The sequence below is a fragment of the Enhygromyxa salina genome (genome assembly GCF_000737335.2).
GTDB lineage: Bacteria > Myxococcota_A > Polyangia > Nannocystales > Nannocystaceae > Plesiocystis > Plesiocystis salina_C.
In genome coordinates, this window is the sequence record NZ_JMCC02000030.1 from 1 (window position 1) to 22,353 (window position 22,353).

Annotated in this window: 12 protein-coding genes; 5 read left to right on the forward strand and 7 right to left on the reverse strand. The window is 68.3% G+C overall.

Features of this window, described 5'->3' with window-relative positions:
* Positions 1-57 precede the first annotated feature (57 nt).
* The 4 genes from DB30_RS13135 to DB30_RS13150 form a co-directional block, all read right to left on the reverse strand.
* Positions 58-1,272: a hypothetical protein gene (locus DB30_RS13135; protein WP_052548765.1), complete on the reverse strand. Its 1,215-nt coding sequence runs from the start codon at positions 1,270-1,272 to the stop codon at positions 58-60.
* An 87-nt stretch (positions 1,273-1,359) separates the two neighbouring features.
* Positions 1,360-1,806, reverse strand: a complete 447-nt coding sequence (locus DB30_RS13140) for a protease inhibitor I42 family protein (protein WP_052548766.1) — start codon at positions 1,804-1,806, stop codon at positions 1,360-1,362.
* A 99-nt stretch (positions 1,807-1,905) separates the two neighbouring features.
* On the reverse strand, positions 1,906-2,583 hold the full coding sequence (locus tag DB30_RS13145; RefSeq protein WP_052548767.1) for a hypothetical protein: 678 nt from the start codon (positions 2,581-2,583) through the stop codon (positions 1,906-1,908).
* Between the two features lie 66 nt (positions 2,584-2,649).
* Entirely contained in the window at positions 2,650-5,601 is a 2,952-nt protein-coding gene (locus DB30_RS13150; RefSeq protein ID WP_052548768.1) for a serine/threonine-protein kinase, read from the reverse strand.
* A gap of 618 nt (positions 5,602-6,219) precedes the next feature.
* Here DB30_RS13150 and DB30_RS13155 point away from each other — a divergent pair.
* Positions 6,220-6,849: a helix-turn-helix domain-containing protein gene (locus DB30_RS13155; protein ID WP_052548769.1), complete on the forward strand. Its 630-nt coding sequence runs from the start codon at positions 6,220-6,222 to the stop codon at positions 6,847-6,849.
* An 18-nt stretch (positions 6,850-6,867) separates the two neighbouring features.
* Here DB30_RS13155 and DB30_RS13160 read toward each other — a convergent pair whose 3' ends face one another.
* Both DB30_RS13160 and DB30_RS13165 read right to left on the reverse strand, forming a co-directional pair.
* Positions 6,868-8,340, reverse strand: coding sequence for an RCC1 domain-containing protein (locus tag DB30_RS13160; protein ID WP_052548770.1), 1,473 nt, complete (start codon positions 8,338-8,340; stop codon positions 6,868-6,870).
* 50 nt (positions 8,341-8,390) lie between these two features.
* Positions 8,391-9,923 (reverse strand): tetratricopeptide repeat protein, encoded by a 1,533-nt coding sequence (locus DB30_RS13165; protein ID WP_146658672.1) that lies wholly within the window; start codon positions 9,921-9,923, stop codon positions 8,391-8,393.
* Positions 9,924-10,043: 120 nt separating this feature from the next.
* Between DB30_RS13165 and DB30_RS13170 the strand changes: the two genes are divergently transcribed.
* From DB30_RS13170 to DB30_RS13185, 4 genes are all read left to right on the forward strand, one after another.
* Positions 10,044-11,759 carry an ATP-binding protein gene (locus tag DB30_RS13170; protein WP_165703742.1) on the forward strand — a complete coding sequence of 572 codons (1,716 nt, stop codon included), beginning with the start codon at positions 10,044-10,046 and terminating at the stop codon, positions 11,757-11,759.
* A 5-nt stretch (positions 11,760-11,764) separates the two neighbouring features.
* Positions 11,765-16,273 (forward strand): hypothetical protein, encoded by a 4,509-nt coding sequence (locus tag DB30_RS41390; RefSeq protein WP_052548773.1) that lies wholly within the window; start codon positions 11,765-11,767, stop codon positions 16,271-16,273.
* Between the two features lie 117 nt (positions 16,274-16,390).
* Positions 16,391-17,941: a hypothetical protein gene (locus DB30_RS13180; protein ID WP_052548774.1), complete on the forward strand. Its 1,551-nt coding sequence runs from the start codon at positions 16,391-16,393 to the stop codon at positions 17,939-17,941.
* A 102-nt stretch (positions 17,942-18,043) separates the two neighbouring features.
* Positions 18,044-19,735 carry a DUF4215 domain-containing protein gene (locus tag DB30_RS13185; protein ID WP_052548775.1) on the forward strand — a complete coding sequence of 564 codons (1,692 nt, stop codon included), beginning with the start codon at positions 18,044-18,046 and terminating at the stop codon, positions 19,733-19,735.
* Positions 19,736-20,730: 995 nt separating this feature from the next.
* On the opposite strand, the gene DB30_RS13190 is transcribed toward DB30_RS13185, so the two are convergent.
* On the reverse strand, positions 20,731-22,353 hold the full coding sequence (locus DB30_RS13190) for an RCC1 domain-containing protein (RefSeq protein WP_146658674.1): 1,623 nt from the start codon (positions 22,351-22,353) through the stop codon (positions 20,731-20,733).

Consider the following 22,353-nt stretch of genomic DNA (forward strand, 5'->3'; position numbering starts at 1 on the left):
CCGGCGGCCGACGCGACCTACTCGCCTCGTCGGTCTGAGGCGCGAGCCTCGCTAAGTCTAGGGCGCGCCAAAGTAGACCGCGCCAAGCTCGACGCCGCCCGCGATGAAGTCGACGACCTCACCGTCGACCGGCGTGCACGCGCCCTGTGCCGTACATAGCTGCTTGTCCCGCGTGTAGGGCGTGAACACCTCGCCCGACGCGTCAAACCGCGGCGCGTGCTCTTGCGCGAGCGTGTCGAGCTGGGCCGGGAGCTCGGCCGTGGGTACCCACGCGCCGTCGTTGAGCCACTCTTCCATGCCGATCCAGCGATCACCCGCGACGTCGTGGACCACGCTCATCACGTGGGTGAAGTCGCCTTGCTCGTCGCCAACGACGACCAGCTCATAGCCGCCGACCCCGAGCGGCAAGCTCGCGCCGCAGTGATAGCTCGCGCAGCGATCCTCGAACGCGGGATTGAGCGCTTTGCCGTCGTCGGGCATGTAGGGGAATTCGATCGCCCCCGAGCCAGGCGTGGGCGCCGGCCAGGCGTGGCGATCGACCCGGCTGCTAAACCACGCGCTGTCGAGCAGCCCAAGCGGCGCGGGTGCGGCCGCTTCGTCCTCGGGCGGGTACATGGGGGACTGCAGGGCCAGCGAGGGGGTCGCGCTGAACTCCACGCGCAGGTACATCGCGCCCGGGTCAGACTGGCTGACCACCGCGTGGCGATCGGGGTAGACCAGCAGCAGCTCGGCCTCGCTGGTGGCCTTGGACGACAGCATGGTGACCTTGGGCAGCTGGCCCGCTGGGACGGGCGCCGCGAGGTCGATCGCGAGCAACGAGGTGTCGCGGATCATCAACACGATGCCGGAGCGCGGGTCGTACATGGCCTTGTCGACTGGGCCGGGGACCAACACTTTGTTCATGCCCGCGAGCGAGACCAACTTCAGGCCAGCCTCGCTGCTGACGAGCGCGACGGGCTTGGCGTGGGCGCGGACCTCGGCGAGCACGCTGTCGGCGGGGGCCTTGCTCAGCGCGGGCGCGGGCGCGACCAAGCTTGCCCACGAGCCGGGCGCGGGCGCGGGCGCGGGGTCGGGCTCGACGACCTCGGGCTTGTCGGTTGGCTCAGGCTGCTTGGTATCTTCGGGTTTCGCCGCGACCTCGGGCTGCTCGGCGGGGGCTTGCTCCGCGGTTGGATCGGTCTTCGCGGGCTCGCCCTTGGGCGCGGAGGGACACGCCGTCAGCGTGAGCAGGGCCGTCGCGCACAACAGGGTCGCCGGGGGGTGCAGTCGCATCTGCGAAGGATCGCTGGCCTTTGCGCGAAGGACAAGCGGCGTTGCGGGCGGCGAGTCGCAGAACTGCGACCCCGCTCGCGTCTGGACTCACTCGCTGACGTCCACGGTCACCGTCCACGGTCCTTGCTCGGCTTGTTCTCCCGGGTTGACGGCGTCGATCCGAATCGTTGCCTTGCCAGGCGCGACCGCCTCGAAGTGATAGCGGTATGCGGTTGAACCACCGTCGATGTGTTCGGGCGGCGGCTCGACCTCACTGCGAACCAAGCGAAGCGCGGCGCCGTCGACCACGGGCTTGTCGGCCCACGACATCCCGTATTCGGGCGCGACGCCGCCGGGGCTCTCGAGCTGAACCTCGAGCTGATCGCCAACCTTGGCTGCCGTCGAGGTCCCCGTGTCTGCGCCCGTGAGCGTGACTTTGGCCGACGGCGACGCGGGCGAGTCCGCCGCTGCCGGCTCCTCGGAGCTGAGCTTCGAGCCGCTGCACGCGGGCATGATCATGACGAGGAAGAGAAGGGAGGCGAAGACCCGGCGCATCAGTCGAGGATAGTAGCGGTCTCACAGCGCATGACCAGCTCTTCGGCGGTCAGCCTGCCGCGATCTGCGTGTACCTGCTGAGCTGGTTCGGCGCGCGGTCTAAAAGCTACCCCCAACATGGACACCACCAATCAATTGGTGCACCCGCGACTGCCGGAGCTCGCGCTCGATCGTACACACCCGCTCCGCCTTGGTCTTCTCGCACACCTCGCCATGAAAGTTGAACGTGAAGTCGACCTTCGCGCCCACGAACACGTGCCTGCCAAGCCAGATATCCAGCGACAACCCCGGCCGCAGCGCGAACCCTTGTGAGTAGGTTCGGCTGCCGCCGCCGGCCGCGACGAAGGCCTGACGCGACCAGCCCGGCGCCAGCTCGAAGCCAATGTCGAGCCGCCAGATCGGAATGTACGCCCTGAGGATCCCGAACACCCCCTGTTGATGCGCGCTGCGAAACTCTTGCTGACCCACGTCTTGCCAGGTCGGGTTGAACCACCCCACGCTGTAGCCCGCACCCACGAAGAAGGCCTTGTGTGCGCGCCAGCCAACGTCGAACGCCATCCCGACCGAGGGCGCCGTCTCGCCCAGGCCGTCTGCGGTGCACTCGCCCTTGCCCGGGATGCACGCCGACGCGCCGACCATGACCTCGGCCTGGCCGCCCTTGCGCACGGGCTTGTTGTTCTTGCGAGCCTGCGCGGCTTGGGGCAGCGCGAGCGCGGCGGTCAGTCCAATGACAGCTGGAAGGGCAATCGAGCTGAGACGAGTTGCGAGATCGTTCACGGCGACTCCGACGAAAGAAGAGCGCGCCCACCATAGCGCATTGGCCGGCGTGGCGAGCAACCGTCGTCAGCCCGCGTCCTGTTCGCTCGACTGTAACCACGCGCGAACTGCCTGAGCGAGATCATCATCTCCGCCCGCTGACTCGAACCCAGCGATCGCCGCGGCCGCCCAGCGACGCCGGCTGTCAGCGTTGGCGGCGGTCTTGGCCAGGCCAAAGTCCAACTGCGCGCTGCTGCGTGGCCCATCCTCGTTGCCCGCCTCGCGATGGGCTCGCGCGCGCTCGAACGCATCCGCTGCGCCCGCCCGGTCGCCAAGCGCCAGACGACACTCGCCCTCGCCCGTCCAGATCCGCACCAGCAGCGAGTCGGACTTCTCGCTGGCCCGCAGCGCGGCGGCCCGCAGGAAGTCGCTCAGCGCTTGTTCGTGGCGGCCCAGCCCCAGCAACGCCTCGCCGTGATGCATCACGAAGCGCGCGCGCAGCCACGGCACTTTTTCGTCGGCGCCAAGCTCCTCGCGGTGCGCCGCGAGGGCCTGCTCCGCGCGCGCCAGCGCTTCCTCCGGTCGTGCGAGACGCAGCAACACCTGCGACTGCAGGCGCAGCAGCTCGCTGGTGAGGTCGCCGTTGACCCGACGCAGGCGCAGCCCCTCTTCGTACTCTGCGAGCGCGTCTTCGTAGCGCCCAAGCTGGCGCATGACCTTGGCTTTCTCGGAGTGAGGCTCGACCAGACCCAGCGCGTCGCGACCGTGCTGCCGCTCGCCCAGCGCGATCGCGCGATCGAGGTGCTCGAGCGCCTCGTCATGCTGGCCGCCGTCGAGCGCGATCCGAGCCAAGGCACGCAGCGGATACATCAAGCTGGGATGTTCGGGCCCATACACGCTGATCCGCAGATCGATCGACTCGCGGGCGTGGGCCTGCGCTGACTCGAGCTCGCCCGCGTGGGCCTCGGTGAACGCGAGACCGTGCAGCGCCTTGGCGAGGACCATCGGCGGCTGGCCACTGCGCGCGGCCTGAACCGCGAGTCGGTGCTCGGCGATCGCCTCTTCGAGCCGATCTTCTTGGTTGTGGATGCCCGCTTGCACGTAGTGCAGCCGCCACTCGCCCACGGTCCCGCCGGGCTCGCGCTGGTACTTGGCGACCGCGAAATCCAGGGTCCGCTGGGCGTCGTCCCAGCGCCCGCGCATGTCCTCGAGGGTGTGGGCCAGGCTGCTCAAGGCATCGATCGCAACGTCGTGATCGCCGTGGCGCTCGGCGAGCATCGCCGACTCGGCGAGCAGCGCTTCGGCGCGCTCGAGGTCCCGCGCGCTGCCGTACAGCTCGCCGCCGCGAACCAAGGTCAGGGCCAGGGTGTGGGGGTCATCGAGGCTGCGGGCGCGCTCGAGCAGCGGGTCAAATCGTGCGAGCGCCTCCGCCTGCTGGCCAGCGGCGGCGATCAGCTCGACCTCGAACAGCTCGGCCTCGATCGCCCGGCGCTCTTCTGGATCGCTGTCGACCACGGGGGCGTAGCGCTCGAGCTTGGCGCATGCTTCGATCGCGGGCAGGGCCGTGAACACGTCGGCGGCGTGCTCGACCAAGGCCTCGTCAGCGTTGGCGAAGCGCGTGGCCACGGCGTTCAGCCGCGCGTGGCGATCGTCGAGACACGCGCGCCGAGCCGCGGCCACGCTTGGCTCGATCCGATCGCGGTGGGTGTCGACGCACAGCCCCGCGCGAGCCGAGCTCAGCGTCTGCGCGTAGCGATTTAACTCGCCCACGACCTGCTCGAGGGCCTTTCCAGCGTAGGGTTGATCGACGGCCGCAAACGCCTGCTCGACAGCGCCGCGCTGCGACGGGCTCCACGCGCCGTCGAGCCACGCGCGCTGATCGTTGCAGCCCGCAAGGCGCTGCTGATCCCAGAGCAGGCCACCGCCGACCACCGCCGCCACCGAGAGCGCGCCGACCCCCGCGAGCAGCCGACGCCTACGCCGCCCAGCCGGATCATCGGCGAGCGCCTGCACCAACTGCCCCATGTCGGGCCAGCGTCGATCAGGGTCCGGGTCCAGACCGCGACGCAGCGCCGCCTGGATGTGGGGTGGCACCGTGGGCGAGCTCCACTCGCGGATCCCCACGAGCTTCATGCGGGCGAGCTCCTTCTTGTCGGACTCGTCGAACGGGAGCTTGCCGTAGAGCTCGACGTACAGCGACAGACAAAAGCTGTACTGATCACTGCGCGCGTCGACGGCGTTGGTGAGGTGTTGCTCCGGCGACATGTAGCGCGGCGTCCCCATGATCGTGCCGTGGCTGGTCAGGGGAATCGTCATGCTGCTGCGCAAGCTCCCGGAGGCGCTTGGCTTGGGCTCGCGGGTGTGGGTGAGCAGGCTGTCGCTCGCGCTCGCGCTCGCGCTCGCGCTCGCGCTCGCGCTCTCAATCGCCAGGATGACCTCGGTTGGCTGGTCGTCGACCGTGACGTCCGCGGCGTCGTCAACGCTAGCGGGCTCGCGCTCAATCCCAACGCCGCGCGCAAGCCCAAAGTCCAGCACCAGCGCCTGACCGCGGCTGCTGACCAGCACGTTGGCGGGCTTGAAGTCGCGGTGGATCACGCCCATCTGGTGGGCGGCCTCCAGCGCGCGGCCGGCCTGAATGAACAGCGCGAGGACCTCTGCCAGGCCGCGATCGGTCTGGCCCAGCCACACCCGCAGGTCGACACCGTCGACCAGCTCCATGACCATGTAGACCCCAGGCGAACCCGCGAACTCGAACTCGCCCACGTCATAGACGCTGATCACGTTCGGATGTGAGACCCGCGCGATCGCTTGGGCCTCGCGACGCAGACGCTCCTGCGGCCCGGTGCCAGCATAGATCAACTTGATCGCAACGAGACGCTCGATCTCCGGATCGAACGCAGAGTGCACGCTGCCCATGCCGCCCTTGCCGATCTGCTCGAGCAAGCGATACCGACCGACCGTGCTCGGCGCGACCGCGCTCGGCTCGGCGCCCTCGAAGTAGGTACCCGCCGCGTCGTCTGGCTTGGACTCACCCAACATGCCCGTCGGTTCGACGGCGAAGCTAGCACGTCATCAGGGTTTTCTCAGGTATCCATCAGGCCCCAAACAGGGCGCCAGCGGCCGCTCGTGGCTACCGTGGACCCACCATGCAAAACTGTTTTCAGCTCGGGCGAGGGCTTCTCGCCCGCTTGCGGACACCTTCTCAGACTGGTTCACCAAGGGCAGCGAGCTGTTTTCAGCTCGGGCGAGCGTTGGACGTCACCCGTCGAGATCTCCTGCTCGGCTGCCTTGCGGCAATTTCGCTGGCCGGCTGTGCGCGTTCGCAGCTCCAGCCAACCGCCAAGCGCCCGATCCCCCCACCCCGGACGACCCGGTCGACCGCTTCTTTGCCGCCGTCGCCCGGCGGCGCGGCCAACCTGAGCGTCGGATCGGGTGGGACGTTGGGCTCCGGGTGACGGCCCCCCCGTCGCGGCCGGGTTCCGGTGACGGGCGGTGACGCCCGGTTCGCAGATCGGGCAATTCGCGCGCCTCGCTGGAAACATCCCGAATTCGAGGGTTTGGGGCCCATCCCAGCGGCCGGCCGTCACCGACTCGCGGTTCGTGTCGGAGACCCGCCGGTGGCACTGGCGTCCCTGACGGTCAGCCCCCTCCGGCCGCATGGTGAACCCACCAAACGACGGGCCGCCGCAGCTCGCACCCCCGGAGACCAATATCGTGATCAACACCGACATTTCCACAACCACTGAAGTCCACATTCGCGTCACCCGTGACGACGACGCCAGCCGCATCGCCGCCGTGCTCGAGGCCCTTGGTTACAGCGTCCTGCGTCAGCTCGACGAGGGCGACGGTCCGCAGCGCCTGCGGTGGGCGGTCAACCGGCTCGCGCGTCGCCACAAGCTGACCAACCGCGAGCAAGACATCCTCGAGCTCGTGCTCGAGGGCCGCTCGAACGAGCAGATCGGACGCGCGCTCGAGATCAGCCGCGCGACCGTGAAGTGGCACATGCACAACGTGTTCGCCAAGACCAACAGCGGCAATCGTGAGAGCTTGCTGCGCCTGGCCCTGCAGCTTGGTGGCAACGGCGATCCGATCGTCGAGCCGGCGACCGAGACCAAGCCCGCGCCACGGCCCAGCGCGCCCGTTGTCAGCGCAGCCGCGCGCACCCAGACCCTGGCCAAGCGCAGCGACAGCAGCTGGCCCGGAGCCGACGACGTCACCGCTCGGATCGAGTTTGATCAACCCCGCGTGCCCGCGGCCGACTCGATCCCTTCGAAGAGCTGGTACTGAGGCGGGCGGGCGTGGCGGTCAGGGGTCGCGCTCGCGCAAGTCGAGCACGTGCGCGACCCCAGGCACCCCACCCGCGACGGCCTGGGTCACGCGCGCGTCGTCGTTGGCGCGAGCGCGGGCGGGACCGCGACAGACCACCGTGCCGTCGAGCCGAGCCACGCACGCGCCAGCAGCCGCGACGACGTCACTGATCCGCCCAAACACGCGCGAGTCGATGCGATCGTGAGGCTCGGTGTCGCAGGACATTCGGGTCGCGCCGACCAGCGAGCAGCCGCAGGCCCGCCGCTCGCAGCCATCGAACGCCAAGTGCTCGTCGCCGTCGAGGCAGGTCCACTCACCGCTGGTACCCACGCACACGCGACCGCCGATGACCGCGAGCGCGCTCGCGGTGGTGGGCGCCTGAACGCGCTGCGGGTGACCCGGCTCGTCAAGCCCAAGCCCGAGCGTCTGTGCGTGATCCCAGCACCACAGCTGCGATTGATCCTCGACCCGTCGCAGCACGCAGCCATGATCCTCATCGCTGTCCGCGAGCACCCGCTCGACGTCGGTCAGCGCGTAGCCAGCCTCACCCAAGGGCAGCAGCTCGACCAGCGCGTCGGTCGTCGAGCCGTCGACCTTCTGTCGCCGCACCAGCAGGCGTCCGCGGGCATCGACGATCGAGCCCGCCGCGATGTCCCGCGCGGGCGCACCCATGCTCAACACCGACGGCGCCTGACCGGCATCGCTCGCGCTGAACCCCGGCCGCCAACAGCTGACCTGCCCCTCGGCGTCGCGGCTGCAGCTACGCATGCGTTCGCAGCTCAGCTGCACGGCCGGCGGAAGCCCCTCGACGCGGGTCAGGACCTCGCCCGTGCTGGGACCGCAGTACACCGCGCCGTTGGCCCGGCGCGCGCACACGATGGTCTGGCGCGCAGGCGTGGCAACACACAGCTCGGCGATCCCCTGATCTGACGGGTCCGACTGGCTCACCAAGTCCGGCAGGGCGGCCGGAGTCTGGGGGATCTTCAGCGAGCCAAACGCCGCCTCGATCGCCCCCCACTGGCCCGTCTGGCGATGCGCCCGGCAGTGGACCAACACGACCGCGCTGGGGGTCGGTCCAGGCAGCTCGCGCAGGCGCCCGCGCACGGGCCCGTGCGAGTAATCCGTGGCGCCAGCCGCCGCGCTTGGGCTGGGCTCGACCCCGGGCGGCAACGGACCCGCGCCCTGACGACGCTGCTCGATCGTGCACAGCGACACATGCGAGGGATCCTTGGTCGGCCCCCACGCCAGCGCGAAGTTGGGATCGCCCGCGTCAACGACGTTCCAGCTCAGCGGCACCGTGAGCTCGACCCCGGCGGCGCGCAGCGTGTGGCCGGGCGTGGGCGCGGCCACGGTGTCCTGGGCTTCGGCCGCGCCGCGATCAGCGACCTGCCGCGTCGGCGCGTCATCGCTGCGACAGCCGGGCACGAGTCCGAGACCAAGGGCGAGCAGGGCTGCGCTGACGTTTCGCATCCGCGCTTGCGTGACTATCAGGATCGGTCGCTGTCCGCCAGCACGCCGTGCTACCGCGGTCGCTTGGGCTTGGACGGCTTCGCCGCCCCCAATTGCTCCGCGCACGCCTTCGCCTCGGCGATCAACGGATCCCCCGGCGCCAGGGCCTTGACCAGATCCACGCTCCGTCGGCAGTGGTCCCCCGCCGCGTCCAAATTCCCCAGGGCGAGCTCGGCGATGCCCAGGTGAATCGAGGTCTGGATCGCCGCCCGGTGATCCGCCCCAAGCGACTGCACGAGCGGCACCAGGGCCTCCATGTACATGGTGCGCGCCCCTTCGTGCTGCTCCATCGCCATCAGGCTGTCGCCAAGCGCGAGCTTGACCATGGCCGTGTGCCAATCCTTGGGCCCGTACAGATCGCCGTAGATCTCGAGCAGATCCAAGTACGCGTATTGAGCCTCGCCGGGCCGGCCGGCGGCCATGAACAATTGGCCGATTGCCTCTACGCTGGCAACTGTCTGCGGGTGATCCGGCCCCAGCGTATTGACGAAGCTGTCGCGGGCCTGGGTCAGCAGATCGTAGCCGGTCTCGACCCGATCGAGCCCGAGCTGGGCCTGCGCGAGGCTGATCTGGACCTCGGCGGTGTGGGGGTTCTCTGCGCCCGCGAGCCGGGTGGAGAGCGAGATGGCCTCTGCGAGGGGCTCGATCGCACCCGCGCCGTCGCCAAGTTGGACTTTGACCCGGCCGATGTTGCGCAGCTGCAAGAACAGCAACCATGGATCTTCCTGGGCCCGCGCCGCCGCCACGGACTGGTCCAGGGCCACCATCGCGGCCGGCACGTCGCCGCGGCTCGAGGCCGCGAACGCCTGGGCCTGGGCCACGGTCATCTGCGCCCGCGGGCCCAAGCTGGCGGCCAGGGCCTCGGCTTGGCCCAGCGCGGCGTTGGCCTGGTCCGCGTCACCCTTGGACAACGCGACGACCACCTTGCTCGCGGTGATCGGCAGGGCGTAGGCGGGGGTCTGCCCGACTGTCTCGTCACCCTCGAGCGCGCGAACCGTGTTGTCAACGGCGACGTAGTCCGAAGCGTTGAGCAACAGCCGCAGCGAGGCCCACTCCCGACCCACGCGCGGGCTCAGCGAAGGCGCGTCAAAGCTGGGTTCTTGGCGGGCGTCGCAAGCGTCGGCGTCACGCAACACCGCGTCGATCTCTGCCCACATGCTCGCGGCGTGCTCGGGGTGCGTCGTCGCCAGCTCGACGATCGCATCGAGCTCCCACGCCTGCATGTCGAGGCACCGCTGAGCCTTGCGCTCACCCTGTTCACACGCCCGTAGGTAGTTGCGGCGCCACACCTGGGCGTTGCTGCCCACCCGGGCGTCGAGGATCGCCAACAGCTGCTGCGGCCACTCACCAGGCTGCTGCTGCAGGGCGGTGTCCAGGTCCGCCCGCCGGGTCGGGGTCCAGATCTGCGTGATCGCGTCGGCGCCCTCACACGCGATCGCGGCTGGCACCGGCTCGGGATCCTCGACCTCGATCTCGCGGTCGCAGCCAAACAGCGCGACCGTGGACAATGTACAGACCTGCGCCCATCGAAATTTGATCGACACGGTCACTTGGAAGCTCGGGTGGCAACGCGGACTTGCAGGTGCGGGCCGCCGGGGGCGATGGACATCGACGCAGCATACACCATGGCCACGCGGACGCGCGATCGGCTACCATCGGCGCCGATGAGCAACGATCCCGTCGACGTGGGCGAGGCGCTCGAGACCCTCGTCCACCAGTTCTCGGATCCGTGGTCGTTCTTGCGCGAGCTGATCCAAAACGCGCTCGACGCCGGCAGCCCCGAGATCGACGTCCGCATTGACCATCAGCCGCCTGAGCAGGGTAGCAATGATCCGCTGGGCCTGATGACCGTCGAGATCATCGACGCGGGTGACGGCATGGATCGCCATATCATCGACACCCGGCTCACGCGGCTGTTTTCCTCGGCCAAGGACGGCGACTACACCAAGATCGGTCGATTCGGGATTGGGTTTGTCTCGGTGTTCGCGATCCAGCCCGATCTGGTCTGCGTCGACACCGGGCGCGCCGGCGAATATTGGCGGGTGCTGTTTCGCAAAGATCGCAGCTTTCAACGGATCGTGCTCGACCAGCCAACCGAGGGCACGACGATCCGCATCTACAAGCGCGCGACCCCCGAGCAAGCGGACGACGCCCGCGCCCGCGCCCGGTCCGTGCTCGAGTATTGGTGCAAGCACGCCCGCGTCGAGATCCGCTGCGACGACGCGCTGGTGTCACGCCCGATGCAGCTCGACGCCCGCTGCGTGATCCACCACGAGCAAGACGGCACCACGCTGATGCTTGGCTATGTCGAACAGGCCGCGGCGCTGCGCGGCTACTACCACGGCGGCCTCACGCTTCACGAAGAGCACGACCTGCTGCTGCCCCACGTCGCGTTCAAGATCGACTCGCGCTACCTCGAGCACACGCTCACGCGCGACAACGTGATCCGCGACGACAACTTCGCCAAGGCCATGAACATCGTCGGTCGGCTGGCAAGCACCGCCCTGGTCGAAGCGCTGGTCACTGCGCTGGAGCTCGCCGCCAGCGAGGGCCGCGAGGACCCGGAGGTTGCGTTCTTGCGCAAGCGCTTGCTGGGCGTGCTCGAGGGCGAGGCCAAGCCGCCGTCGCGGGTGTTCGAGGCCAAGCTGGTCCCGGCCCTGACCGCTGGTGGGGGCCGCACGGCGATCTCACTGACGCAGGCCCGCAAGCAGATCAAGCGGTGCTGGACCAGCGCGCAGGCCTCACCGGTGACGGAGATGTTGATCGCCCGTGGCGACACCGTGCTGCTGGTCGGGCCCAACAGCGCGCTCACGCAGGTGCTCGCCCACGTGGGTGGCCGCTCGCCCACGCCGGTCGCTTCGCTGTGCACCGCCCTGCCCGCCACGAGCTTCGAGCGCGGCTGCTGGCAACCCCTGCACGACGCCGCGCTGGCGCTGCTGGCCCAGCAGGGCGTCAAGCTGTCCAGCATCGAGCTTGGCCGGCTCGCGTACCCCGGGTCGCCGGTCGCCAACCACGTTGCGATCACCCAGGCCAAGCTTGGGGAGCTCACCGAAGTCAGCGAGATCGGCCAACTCTCGAGCGGGTGGTTTGGCTCGAAGCGCGTCGTCGTGCTCAACGCCGATCACCCCACGATTGGGCACCTCATCGAGCTGGCCGCGACCGAGCCGGAGTTCGCCGCCTACCTGCTGCTCAAGCTGTTCTATCTGCGCCTCAACGACGCGCCGCAGGACGAGGTCTCCCTGCCCACGCGCGACAACCAGCTAGCGAGCGCCGCCGCCCAGGCGCGGGCCCAGCGAAGGAGTTCGCTGCCCACGGTCAACCAATCTCAGAAGGCGTCCGCGAGCGGGCGAGAAGCCCTCGCCCGAGCTGAAGGCAATTGATCACAATGGCCAAATCAAGCGACATGCTCGACGCCTTGATGAACGACCTGCGCGCGGACGGGGCCGTCGACTCCGAGGGCCAGTTCACCCTCGACCGCGAGCAGGCCCGCGCCAAGCTACAAAAGTTCCAGCTCGTCGACGCGCGCCGCTACGTGCTCGAGCTGGTCCAGGCCGCCGTGCTGCGCGGGGCAGAAAAGATCGAGTTTCAGATCGACGCCGACGACATGCGCCTGCGGTTTGGCGGCACGCCCTTCACGGAAGCCGAGATCGACGATCTGTACGGCTCGCTGTTCGCAACCGGCGACACCCGCGAGCTGCGTGGCGTCCGGCAGCTCGCGCTGGCGCTCAACGCCGCGATCGGCATGAACCCCAAGTTCATCCACCTGCGCAGCGGTAAGCTCGAGCTGCGCATGCGCCCTGGCCAGGCCGACGAGATCATCGTCAAGGACACCGAGCTGCGCAGCACCGAGCTCCACGTCAAGCAGCGGGTTCGCCCGCGCTTGATGTTGGACTTCTTCTTGAACCTCGGCGGGCGGCTGGCCGAACAGACCTACCTGCGCGAGCGCTGCGGCTACGCGGACGTGCCAATTTTTTTAGACGGCGCGCGCATCAGCAAAGGGCTGGCCAGCCAGGCTTTGGGCCACAGCTCGCTGCAATTTCACGGCCCCGAGTTCTCCGGGGTCATGCACGTCGCAAGTCAAGACAGCAGCTACGCCCGGCTGGACCTGGTCAAGGACGGCGTGTGGATCGACTCGCGCGAGCTGCTCAACGGCGGCACCAACCTCCGCATCGTCGTTGACGGCGAGCGCCTGCGCAAAGACGTGTCGCAGGCCAAGATCGTCGACGATGAGGCGCTCTCACGCATCACCGAGGCGGTCGGCCGCGCGCGCTGGAAGCTGTGGACGATCGCCAAGGACGAGGCCACGCCGGCGACCGCCCGGCAGATCGCCGCGTTGATCCAGACCCAGCTGATCGAGCACTCGACCCCCGCTCAGCTGCGCGACGACCCGCAGGCGAACGCGCTGACATCTGATGTGACCTGGCCCGACTGCCGCGGCACCGCGCGACAGGTGAGCTTGCGCGAGCTGATCGAGCTGGTCCAAGCCGGCAAGACCCCACGCTACGCCAGCCGCGTGTACGCCGAGCTCACGCCCGAGGGGGACCCCGTCCCGCTGCTCGAGCGGGTTGAGGCCCGCCGTCTGGGCGTTTCGCTGGGGGCTGATCTGATCGAGGCCGACTCGCTGCTCGCCCGCGAACAGCTGCGCGCCCGCGGTCGCAAGGCGTGGCGCGAGCGCAAGGGGGACCCGGTGCTCCCGACCCACGTTCCGTTCCTGGTTCAGGGCCCGATCGCCACGCCGCATGTCCGCGGCGAAGTCGGCGTCGACACCCACACGCTGATCGACCCGGAGCTCGAGCACCCGACCCAGGTCCTGCTCTACAAGCGCAGCTGCCTGCTCGGCCGGCTCGAGCTCGAGCTCGACATCCCCAATCTGTGGCTGGTGCTCGACGCCGAGTTCGAGCCAACCGACGACTATCAAGACGCGATCCGCGATGGGACCTTCGTGCTCGCGCTACTCCACGGCCTGAGCGCGCTGCGTGAACCGTTCGCGCGCATGCTCGAGCACGCCGCAGGTCACCCCAACGAAGCCAACGCGCGCGGCCTGGTCAAGCGGTGGTTGGTCGCGCTGCTCGATCAACCAACCCAGGCTTCGCTGCTCAGCAAGGCTGGAGCCGACGTCGCGCCCGGCCACTACGTCAAGCTGCTGCCCAAGCTCCACGCGGATCAGCTGGGTCCACGCGACGCTCACGATCCGCTCGCGCAGTGCCCCTTGTTCGAGCAACTCGACGGCCCCCGCCTGTCGCTGGCTGACGTCGCCGCACACCACCGCGTGCATGGGCACATTCGCTACCTGCCCGGCCGGCCCCAGGACCCGCGCCTGACCGCGCCCGAGGTGCTGCTGCTCGGACCTGGGGATCGCAAGATCATCCGCGCGCTGTTTGGTCCCGACAGCTACCAGCTGGTCGACCACGAGCCGATGCTCCGCGAGCTGCGGCACTTCGATCAGCCGCAGGTAACGCTCGCAACCACCCGCGCACAGATCGAGCGGCGACTCGCGCCCGCGGGCGCCCGCCTTGGTGGCTGGCTGGTCGAGCTCGACGGCGAGGTCGAAGGCTTCATCGTCCCGGCGTTCGGCCCACTCGGCCACGAGCTGCAGCAGCTGCACGACACCGCGCTGGCGACCACGAGCGTGGCCGTGTATCGGGACGGGCGCTTCGTCTGCGACATGCAGCTCAAGCTGGGTTGGGGTCCGCTGCTCGCCGTCGTCGAGTCCCCCAAGCTGCGCGCGGACGAGCTGTGGGAGACCGTCGTCGAGGACGAGCACTGGCGCACCGTGGTTGCGAGCTTGCGCTCCGCCGCGCGCCGGTTGTTCACGCTGGTTGTCCGCAACTACGAGAGCGAGGTCGCCTCGGTCCGGCGGTGGCTGGCCCGGGTGCTGGTGCGGGCGGCGGCCAACGAGGTCGCCCCCGGTCAACCCCAAGACGGCGAGTCGCGCGTCGACGCGATCCGATCGCTCAACATGTTCGACACCGTGTCGGGCAGCGTGATCAGCTTGCTCAGGATCGAGCGAATCCACGCCGAGCATGGTGCGGTCGAGATCGTCGAGCGCGACACCAGCTGGGCCGCCGTGCGCGACCCCGAGATCGTCAAGCTCGACCCGGACGAAGTTGGTGATCTGCGCAAGCTCCTGGGCGCCCGCGACCTGGAGGTGGTTGACGGCGCGCAGCGGCTCAGCCACCAACAGATCTCCAAGCAGCTTCAGGGTCGCCCGCGAATGACCGAGGCCAAGCTCGACCCGGCGAAGATGCTGGTGATCCGCGATCTCCACGGTGACCGCCGCCACGGCGAGATCGGCATCTCGCGGACCCGAACCGTTGGCAGCCTGCACCTGCGGCTTGGCGTCGCGGGCCGCCTCGTCCACGAGCTGAACGACCACAGCTACGACTTCGCGCTGCCAGTCGACGCGGTCGTGATCGACGAGTCGATCCCGTTGAACGCCAAGGGCGACCCCGAGCTCGAGAGCAAGCGCTACCGCAACCTGCTCCGTCAGATCCGCCGCAACGTGCCGTCTTTGGTGCTGGATCTGTGCAGCACCCTCGACGATCAACCGCAGCCGTTCCGGCGCGCTGCGTGGCCGGTGCTCGTCGCTCACCTTCGCAGCGACACCGACGAAAATCGCCGAAAAGTCCGCGAGAAGGCGTTCGTGGCGGCCAGCCAGGTCCCTGGGTTTCGGGATCTGTGGGGCGTCCACCACGACCTCGCCACGCTGATCGCCAAGTCCCGCAAGCGCCCGCTCGGACTGCTGGTCAAGCTGCGGCCGCAGGTGCCCAAGCAAGAGCTCGACGCGCGGGTGATCCTGGTCGTGGACGAAGACGAGGCCGCCTGCATCGAGGCGCACGCCAACGCCGAGCGCTTCGACGATGACTGGGCGGCCGAGCTCGCGTCGATGAAAGAGCTCGCCAACGCGCCCAAGCTCGAGGCCCCCGAGCTCGACGACATCGCGCTGGTCGAGCGCAAGGCCCAGGTCGCGGGCGGGCTCGACTGCCAGCTGTGGATCCCCCGCGACTTCGCCCCACTCGCACCAGACGCCGAGCCGCCGCAGCTGGTGTTCGCCCGCAACGGACGCGAGCTGCAGCGGATGGCGTTGGTTCACGCGTTGCCGTGCGCAGGCGTCGTCAACGGCGACGGGCTCGACTCCAGCCCCGGCGAGGTCCAACTCGACGGTCGCCAGAGCATCAGCCTCGCGCGCCAGATCGTGATCATGTACGTCGAGCTCGCCAAGCAGCTCGAGACGAAGCGATTGTCAGCCAAAGACCGCGAGCGGGCCCTGGAGTATCTGTCGTGGGCAAGTGTCTGCTTCGAGCGCGGGCAGACCGATGGGCTCGGCGGGCTCGGCAAGCACGTTGACAGCCTGCGCGAGCTGCTGCGAACTCAGGTCCCGCCAACCCTGCGCAACGCTGCGCGCCAAGAGCCGGCGACCGTCGCAGCGCCGCCCCCCAAGCCCGCGCCAACGCCCGCACCAACGCCCGCAAGCGAGACCACGGCTCCCGCAGCCGACCCCGCGCCACCACCCACCACCGAGCCTCACACCCCCAGCGAGCGCTTGCTGGCCGCGCTCTACGAGCAGCTACAGTGGGCGCGCGCACGCCATGGTGATGTGCTGGATCAGCTTCGCCTCGCCCACCTCGAGCTGCTCGACACCGGCGACGACGCGATCGCCAAGATCCGCATGTCGGGCATCGCGGTGAACACCCAGCACCCGCTGGTCGCGCGGCTCTTGGCCCCGACCCGCGCGCTCGATCCGATCGACCCGATCGAGCTCGCGTTCGTGGTCGCCGCGATCTACACGCTGATGAACCACTTCGCGCAAGAGATCACCGACGACGACGAGCGAGTGTTCGTCGCGCAGCTGGCCGAGACCCTCGCGCTGTCCGTGCGGGCATCCGGGCGCTGATCAAGCGTGGGGCAAGCCACGGCTCGCTCGACGACGTCACCATTTTTTTGGCGAGCGCCGTCAGATCCGCGCCGCGCGTCACAAACGGGGAGTTCGAGCCCGAAAGGCTGCGACAGCATGTTCAAACCCATCTCGCTACTCACCGTCACCCTGCTCTCGATCTCGACCCTCGCCGGCTGTGGCCTCGACGAGCTCGACGACTCGAGCCCCGCCAGCTTTCGCTCCGTCGTCGTCTCTGACAGCTGGGACATCCACGAGGACGTCGCCTTCCCCGAGGTCAACTCCTGCTACGACTACTGGAACGACCGCTGCGCCGAGCTCACGTCGAGCCAGTGCACCGTGGCCAAGAACCGCTACTCGTGCACCGAGAGCGATGAAGGCCTCGTGATCTCGGACACCTACGGCGCCCTGGTCAACGCGGTGCACTGGGCCGCGTACAGCGTTGGCGACGAGGCGCCCGTCACGACCAAGGGCTCGCCGTCGATCCTGTGCGAGCAGCTGCATGGCGTCGAGTATGCGTCGTGTCTTGGCGTGGCGCTGACGGCCGAGCTCGCGGCGCAGCAGGCCCCGGAGCTGATCGAGGCGTTTCCGAACGGTGGCTTCGCCACGGTCGCCGTCCAAGGCGAGCTGCTCGTGATCGAGCCCCTCGCCGAGGCCGATCACGACATCGTCTATACGACCGCCGCCGCGCTCGACTGGCGCGCGCCGATCATCGAGGGCGAGTTCACGCTCGGCGAGGCGCCCGAGGTCACGCTCGAGCCCAACACCGTGATCACGATCCGACCCAACGGCACGATCGGGGTCTCGTCCGAGCGCATGACCCTGCTTCAGCAGCCAAGGCCGCTGCCGCCGCCCAAGTCGGCCTTCGTGTTTGGCTACTCGATGAGCGCCCCCGGGGCCAACTACAACCAGCAGAGCTCCCTCGTGGTCGGGGGCTGGTCGCGCTACGCCGCGCTGTGGAAGTCGTTCATCGACGCCAACGTCGGCTCGGTCGACGTCATCGCGTCTTACGCGGGCGGCAACTTCATCCCGCTGCTCGGGGCCGAGCAGACCCTCGACTACCACGAGGCCAACTACTTCACCGACATCTGGGGGGCGCCCTACGATCCCGTTGGCACGTGGATGAGCGCCGACATCGACGACCCCCTGACCGGCCTCGCCTTCGCCGCGATCGTGATGCACTACTGGCACAGCCCCGTGTTCTTCTCGGGCGACTGGACACCGCCGCTGTCGGTCGCGCCCAACGGCTCCTGGTACAAGGACATCGCCCTCGAGTCGATCCGATTCCGCAGCCCCAGCTTCAGCAGCCTCCACGCTGCTTGCGGGATCAGCTCGACGGCCTCGGCGGCCACCGCCCTGAGCCAGATCCAGACCTGTGCGTTTGGCGGGTTGACCGTCGAGGACGCCGTCGTCACGGCCTGGAGCGGCGACTTCTCGCCATCGAACGCGCCCGCGCTCTTGCATCACCAGAGCATCAGCGCCAACCAGCTGCTCGGTGCGTACGCGGCTGGGTTCACCCACGGCCAGGGGAATCCGTCGGGTCGCGTGGGCGAGCTGATCTTCGATCCGCCGCCCGAGGCCGACGCCGAGGAGATCGCCGCGGTCTTCGCTCTCGCCGAGTTCATGGCCAGCGAGATCCAGGCCCAGGCGCCGCTCGAAGAGAAGTAGCGCGTCGCCCCCAACCCGACCGCCTGGGCAACCCACGCGCGGGCGGATCCCCGGCCCGGATCGCGGCTTCATTCCGCCCGCGCCGGGTGATACCGTTCGAGCATGGCTTTGCGTCCGATTCACGCTTTCACGGCGATCACCAAGTCCACGGCGCGAGCGCCGTTCGTGCTTGGGTTCGCCCTGCTGCTCGGCAGCTGTGGCCCGATCATCATCGAGTCCGCGTCGGGCGGCACCGAGGCCGAGACCGACGCCGGGTGCGTTGACGGGGCCGCCGGCTGTCCCTGCGACGCCGGTGTCTGTGACGCTGGCCTGACCTGCGAGGACGGGGTGTGCAGCGGCGGGGGCGAGGGCACCTGCGGCGACGGGATCACCGATCCCAACGAGGAGTGCGACGACGGCAACAGCTCCAACGCCGACACCTGCGTCGAAGGCTGCAAGCTCGCGACCTGCGGCGACGGCTTCGTGGGCCCCGGCGAGGGCTGCGACGACGGCAACTCGGACGACGGCGACACCTGCACCAACGCCTGCAAGCTCGCCAGCTGCGGCAACGGGGTGCTCGACGAGGGCGAGGTCTGCGACGACGGCAACTCGAGCAACAACGACGCCTGCCTCAACACCTGCACCGAAGCGATCTGCGGCGACGGTCAAGTCTACGACGGCGTCGAGGAGTGCGACGACGCCAACCCCGACAACACCGACGTCTGCCTAGACACCTGCGTGGTCGCCAAGTGCGGCGACGGCTTCGTGTGGGCCGGCAACGAAGACTGCGACGACGCCAACGCCGACGACTCCGACGCCTGCCTGAGCACCTGCGACAGCGCCAGCTGCGGCGACGGGGTCGTGTGGGTTGGCGAGGAAGAGTGCGACGACGCCAACAACGACAACACCGACACCTGCGTGGCGGGCTGCGTGGCCGCGGCGTGTGGCGACGGGTTCTTGGGCCCGGGTGAGGGCTGCGACGACGGCAACCAAGTCAACGACGACGACTGCACCAACGAGTGCAAGTCCGCCACCTGTGGCGACGGCGTCAACGACCCCAACGAAGAGTGCGACGACGGCAACCAGGACAACAACGACACCTGCACCAACGCCTGCACCAACGCGACCTGCGGCGATGGCTTCACCCAGCCGGGCGAGGAGTGTGACGACGGCGACGGCGACAACGGCGACATGTGCACCAACATGTGCACCACCGCCGTGTGCGGCGACGGGATCTTGTGGGCCGGCAACGAGCAGTGCGACGACGGCAACCAGAACAACACCGACGCCTGCATCAACACCTGCCACAACGCAGTGTGCGGTGACGGCTTCACCCGCGCCGGCTGGGAAGAGTGCGACGACGACAACAACAACAACAACGACGCCTGCACCAACGCCTGTGACCTCGCCGCCTGCGGCGACGGATTCGTGTGGAACGGCATGGAGCAGTGCGACGACAACAACAACATCGACACCGACGCCTGCACCAACAACTGCACCAACGCCACCTGCGGCGACGGGGTGATCTGGGCCGGCGTGGAGCTGTGCGACGACGGTAACCTGCTCAACACCGACGACTGCGTTGGCGCGTGCGTGCCCGCGGAGTGTGGCGACGGCTACACCCACGCAGACGACGAAGAGTGCGACGACGGCAACGGCAGCAACACCGACGCCTGCACCAACATGTGCTTGGACGCGTTCTGCGGTGACCAGATCGTGTGGGACGGCGAAGAAGAGTGCGACGACGGCAACCAGAACAACGATGATGGTTGCCTCGACGACTGCACCGAGCCGCCAATGGGCACCACTGGGTGATCGCGGTCTGTGGCCTCGGAGCAAGCGCATGACCAGCCACGCTGCCGCCGAAGCGAGGGGCTTTTGATAGCCCTCTTGAAGGAATGGTGGGCCGAATCGAGCGCGCAGCGCTCGATTCAGGCCTAGAACGGCACAATTTCAGTGCTACCCACCAGGCTGCACTCCACCCTGCCAGTACCCGCGAAGTGCCCCTTGGGTCCTCGGGCGTGAATTACAGTAGAAACCGTCGTCGGAATTGGGAACCCGCCAGACGATGACGAGAATGTGATCTGTGGCGTACCACAGTGATGCTCAGACCCGCGACCGTCGTGTTTTACGGTATGAACGGAACTCGGAATGATGTAGCGCCCGGGAGGCGCCGTGTAGGAAATGAGTTTGTCACAGGAGTGCCTGACCCCATCCCAGCCCGTTTCCTCCGTCACACAGCTGTCTCGAATATCAAAAGGCACCACATCCGCCAATGGCGGAACTCCAATCCGATCCCCTTCGATGTAATGAGAGCCTTCAGCGCCCATTTCGCCAGGAGTTCGCAGCTCAAAAGCCATCTGCCGATCGCCGGCTGGGGCAGCCCCATCGACAGCGCACGCCAGGGCGCTACCCAGCAAAACGGCAATGACGCCAATGTGGGCAGAATTGCGCTTGTTTGATTTCTCCATGATCTACCCCCTACTGTGGCTGCACACGACGACCGCCACCAGGACATCATGACACTTCCGATGCAGGGCACACGCGAATGGATTGCGGGTCGCAGCCGATCACTGATGCTGCATTCCAGCATTGCCGGTAGCCAGCCTACTGCACCGTTAGCAGCGATCGCTCCCCGCAGCTACCGAACGACCCGCGTAGTGCGAAGCCCCCCACGACACCGCCCGCCCCCGAGCAGCAGAGCCCCCTTCTAGGGGGCCAATCATACCACCGCGAACAAATGGCCCACTGGGAACGAGCGAAGCGAGCGACCGCGCAGTGCGAAGCCGCCCGGGGGGGTCTAAAGAAGCTCAGTACACCCGAATGGGATCGGCGCTGGTGGGCAGCTCGTCGTCGCCAATATTCTGCGTATGCCCAAGCCCAAGCTGCCCGTACTCGTTGCTGCCCCAGCAGCGCACGCTGCCGTCCAGCACCAACGCACAACTATGAGCATCGCCCGTCACCAGCGAGGTGACCGACCCGCCGAGCTCGACCAACCCCACGGAAGTGGGACCTTCGTCGTCGCCGATAAACTCGTCGCTCCCGTAGCCAAGTTGCCCTTGGTCTGCGGACCCCCAGCAGCGCACGCCGCCGCCATCTAGCACCACGCAGGTGTGAAACTGACCCGTGCTGACATCGACCACGCCAACGCCAAGGTCGACCGTCCCCACCGCGGTCGGCGGCTCGTCGTCGCCGATCGTGTATTTAGCCCAGGGGTGGCCCGAGAGCGTTCCCAGGCCCCAGCAGCGGACCTCGCCCGTGTCCAGTCGCGCGCAGGTGTGGAGCAGGTGAATCGAGACTTGGGTTGCCTTGCCCCCCACGTCCACGTTGCCAGCCGTCGATGGGGTCTCGTCGTCGCCGATGTGCTCGAGGTTGCCGTAGCCCAAGATTCCGTTGTTGCCGCTGCCCCAGCAGCGGACCGCGCCGTTGTCGAGCACCGCGCAGGTCGAGTAGGCCCCGGCGGACAGCGCAACGGCGGCGTGGAGGCCCAAGTTCACGTCACCCGCGAGCGAGGGGTTCTCATCGTCGCCAATGTCGAGGGTGTTGCCATAGCCAAGCTGGCCGCGATGGTTGAGGCCCCAGCACCGCACCTTTCCGGTGTCCAGCAGTGCACAGTTGTGGGCGTCGCCCGAGGTGATCTGAACGACCTTGCCACCAATGTCGACCTCGCTGACCGACGAAGGGACCTCATCGTCACCCACGTCCTGCTGGCCCGGAATCCCGAGCTGTCCAACAATATTGCTGCCCCAGCAGCGCACGGCCCCGGTGTCGAGCAGCGCGCAAGTGTGATAATAGCCGGCGCTGAGCTGAACCGCGATGCCGCCCATGTCAATGTCGCCGGCGGCGGCCGGGTGCTCATCGTCTCCAATCGTATCGGTGTGGCCGTAGCCCAGCATCCCAAATGTGTTCTCGCCCCAGCACCGCACCGCGCCCGTATGCAGCAGCGCGCAGGTGTGCGTGGCTCCGGCGACGATCTGGGTCACTTGCTCGGGCGTGCAGGTGTTCGAGCAACCGTCGCCAGCGACGTCGTTGCCGTCATCGCAGCCCTCGACGCCGTAGAAGATGATGCCGTCACCGCAGACGTTGGGCTCGCACGCGGTCGTGCAGGCGTCGTCGTCGAGGTCGTTGCCGTCGTCACACGCTTCAAAGTCATCGGCGAACACGTGGCCATCGCCGCAGACGTTGAGCTGGCAGTCGGGCGTGCACAGGCCGGTGTCATCGCCGGGCTCGCAGGCTTCGTCGGCCTCGACCAGGCCATCGCCACACACCGGGCCGCCGGCGTCGGTGTCCGTGTCAGAGGGCGGGTCCTGCTCACCTGTCTCGGTGCTGTCGGTCTCGTCGGTGCCGTCATCACCGACATTCGCGGAGTCAGCGCAGCCGCTGAGCAAGAGGACGAGGACGGGGCTGAGGGAAATTGCGGAACTGAGTTTCAT

Excerpts from the sequence above, each read along its gene's own strand:
- DB30_RS13135 (WP_052548765.1), bottom strand. The coding sequence starts at position 1,272 with ATGCGACTGCACCCCCCGGCGACCCTGTTGTGCGCGACGGCCCTGCTC.
- DB30_RS13150 (WP_052548768.1), bottom strand. The coding sequence starts at position 5,601 with ATGTTGGGTGAGTCCAAGCCAGACGACGCGGCGGGTACCTACTTCGAG.
- DB30_RS13180 (WP_052548774.1), top strand. The coding sequence starts at position 16,391 with ATGTTCAAACCCATCTCGCTACTCACCGTCACCCTGCTCTCGATCTCG.
- DB30_RS13190 (WP_146658674.1), bottom strand. The coding sequence starts at position 22,353 with ATGAAACTCAGTTCCGCAATTTCCCTCAGCCCCGTCCTCGTCCTCTTG.
- DB30_RS13140 (WP_052548766.1), bottom strand. The coding sequence starts at position 1,806 with ATGCGCCGGGTCTTCGCCTCCCTTCTCTTCCTCGTCATGATCATGCCC.
- DB30_RS13155 (WP_052548769.1), top strand. The coding sequence starts at position 6,220 with ATGGTGAACCCACCAAACGACGGGCCGCCGCAGCTCGCACCCCCGGAG.
- DB30_RS13160 (WP_052548770.1), bottom strand. The coding sequence starts at position 8,340 with ATGCGAAACGTCAGCGCAGCCCTGCTCGCCCTTGGTCTCGGACTCGTG.
- DB30_RS13185 (WP_052548775.1), top strand. The coding sequence starts at position 18,044 with ATGGCTTTGCGTCCGATTCACGCTTTCACGGCGATCACCAAGTCCACG.
- DB30_RS41390 (WP_052548773.1), top strand. The coding sequence starts at position 11,765 with ATGGCCAAATCAAGCGACATGCTCGACGCCTTGATGAACGACCTGCGC.
- DB30_RS13170 (WP_165703742.1), top strand. The coding sequence starts at position 10,044 with ATGAGCAACGATCCCGTCGACGTGGGCGAGGCGCTCGAGACCCTCGTC.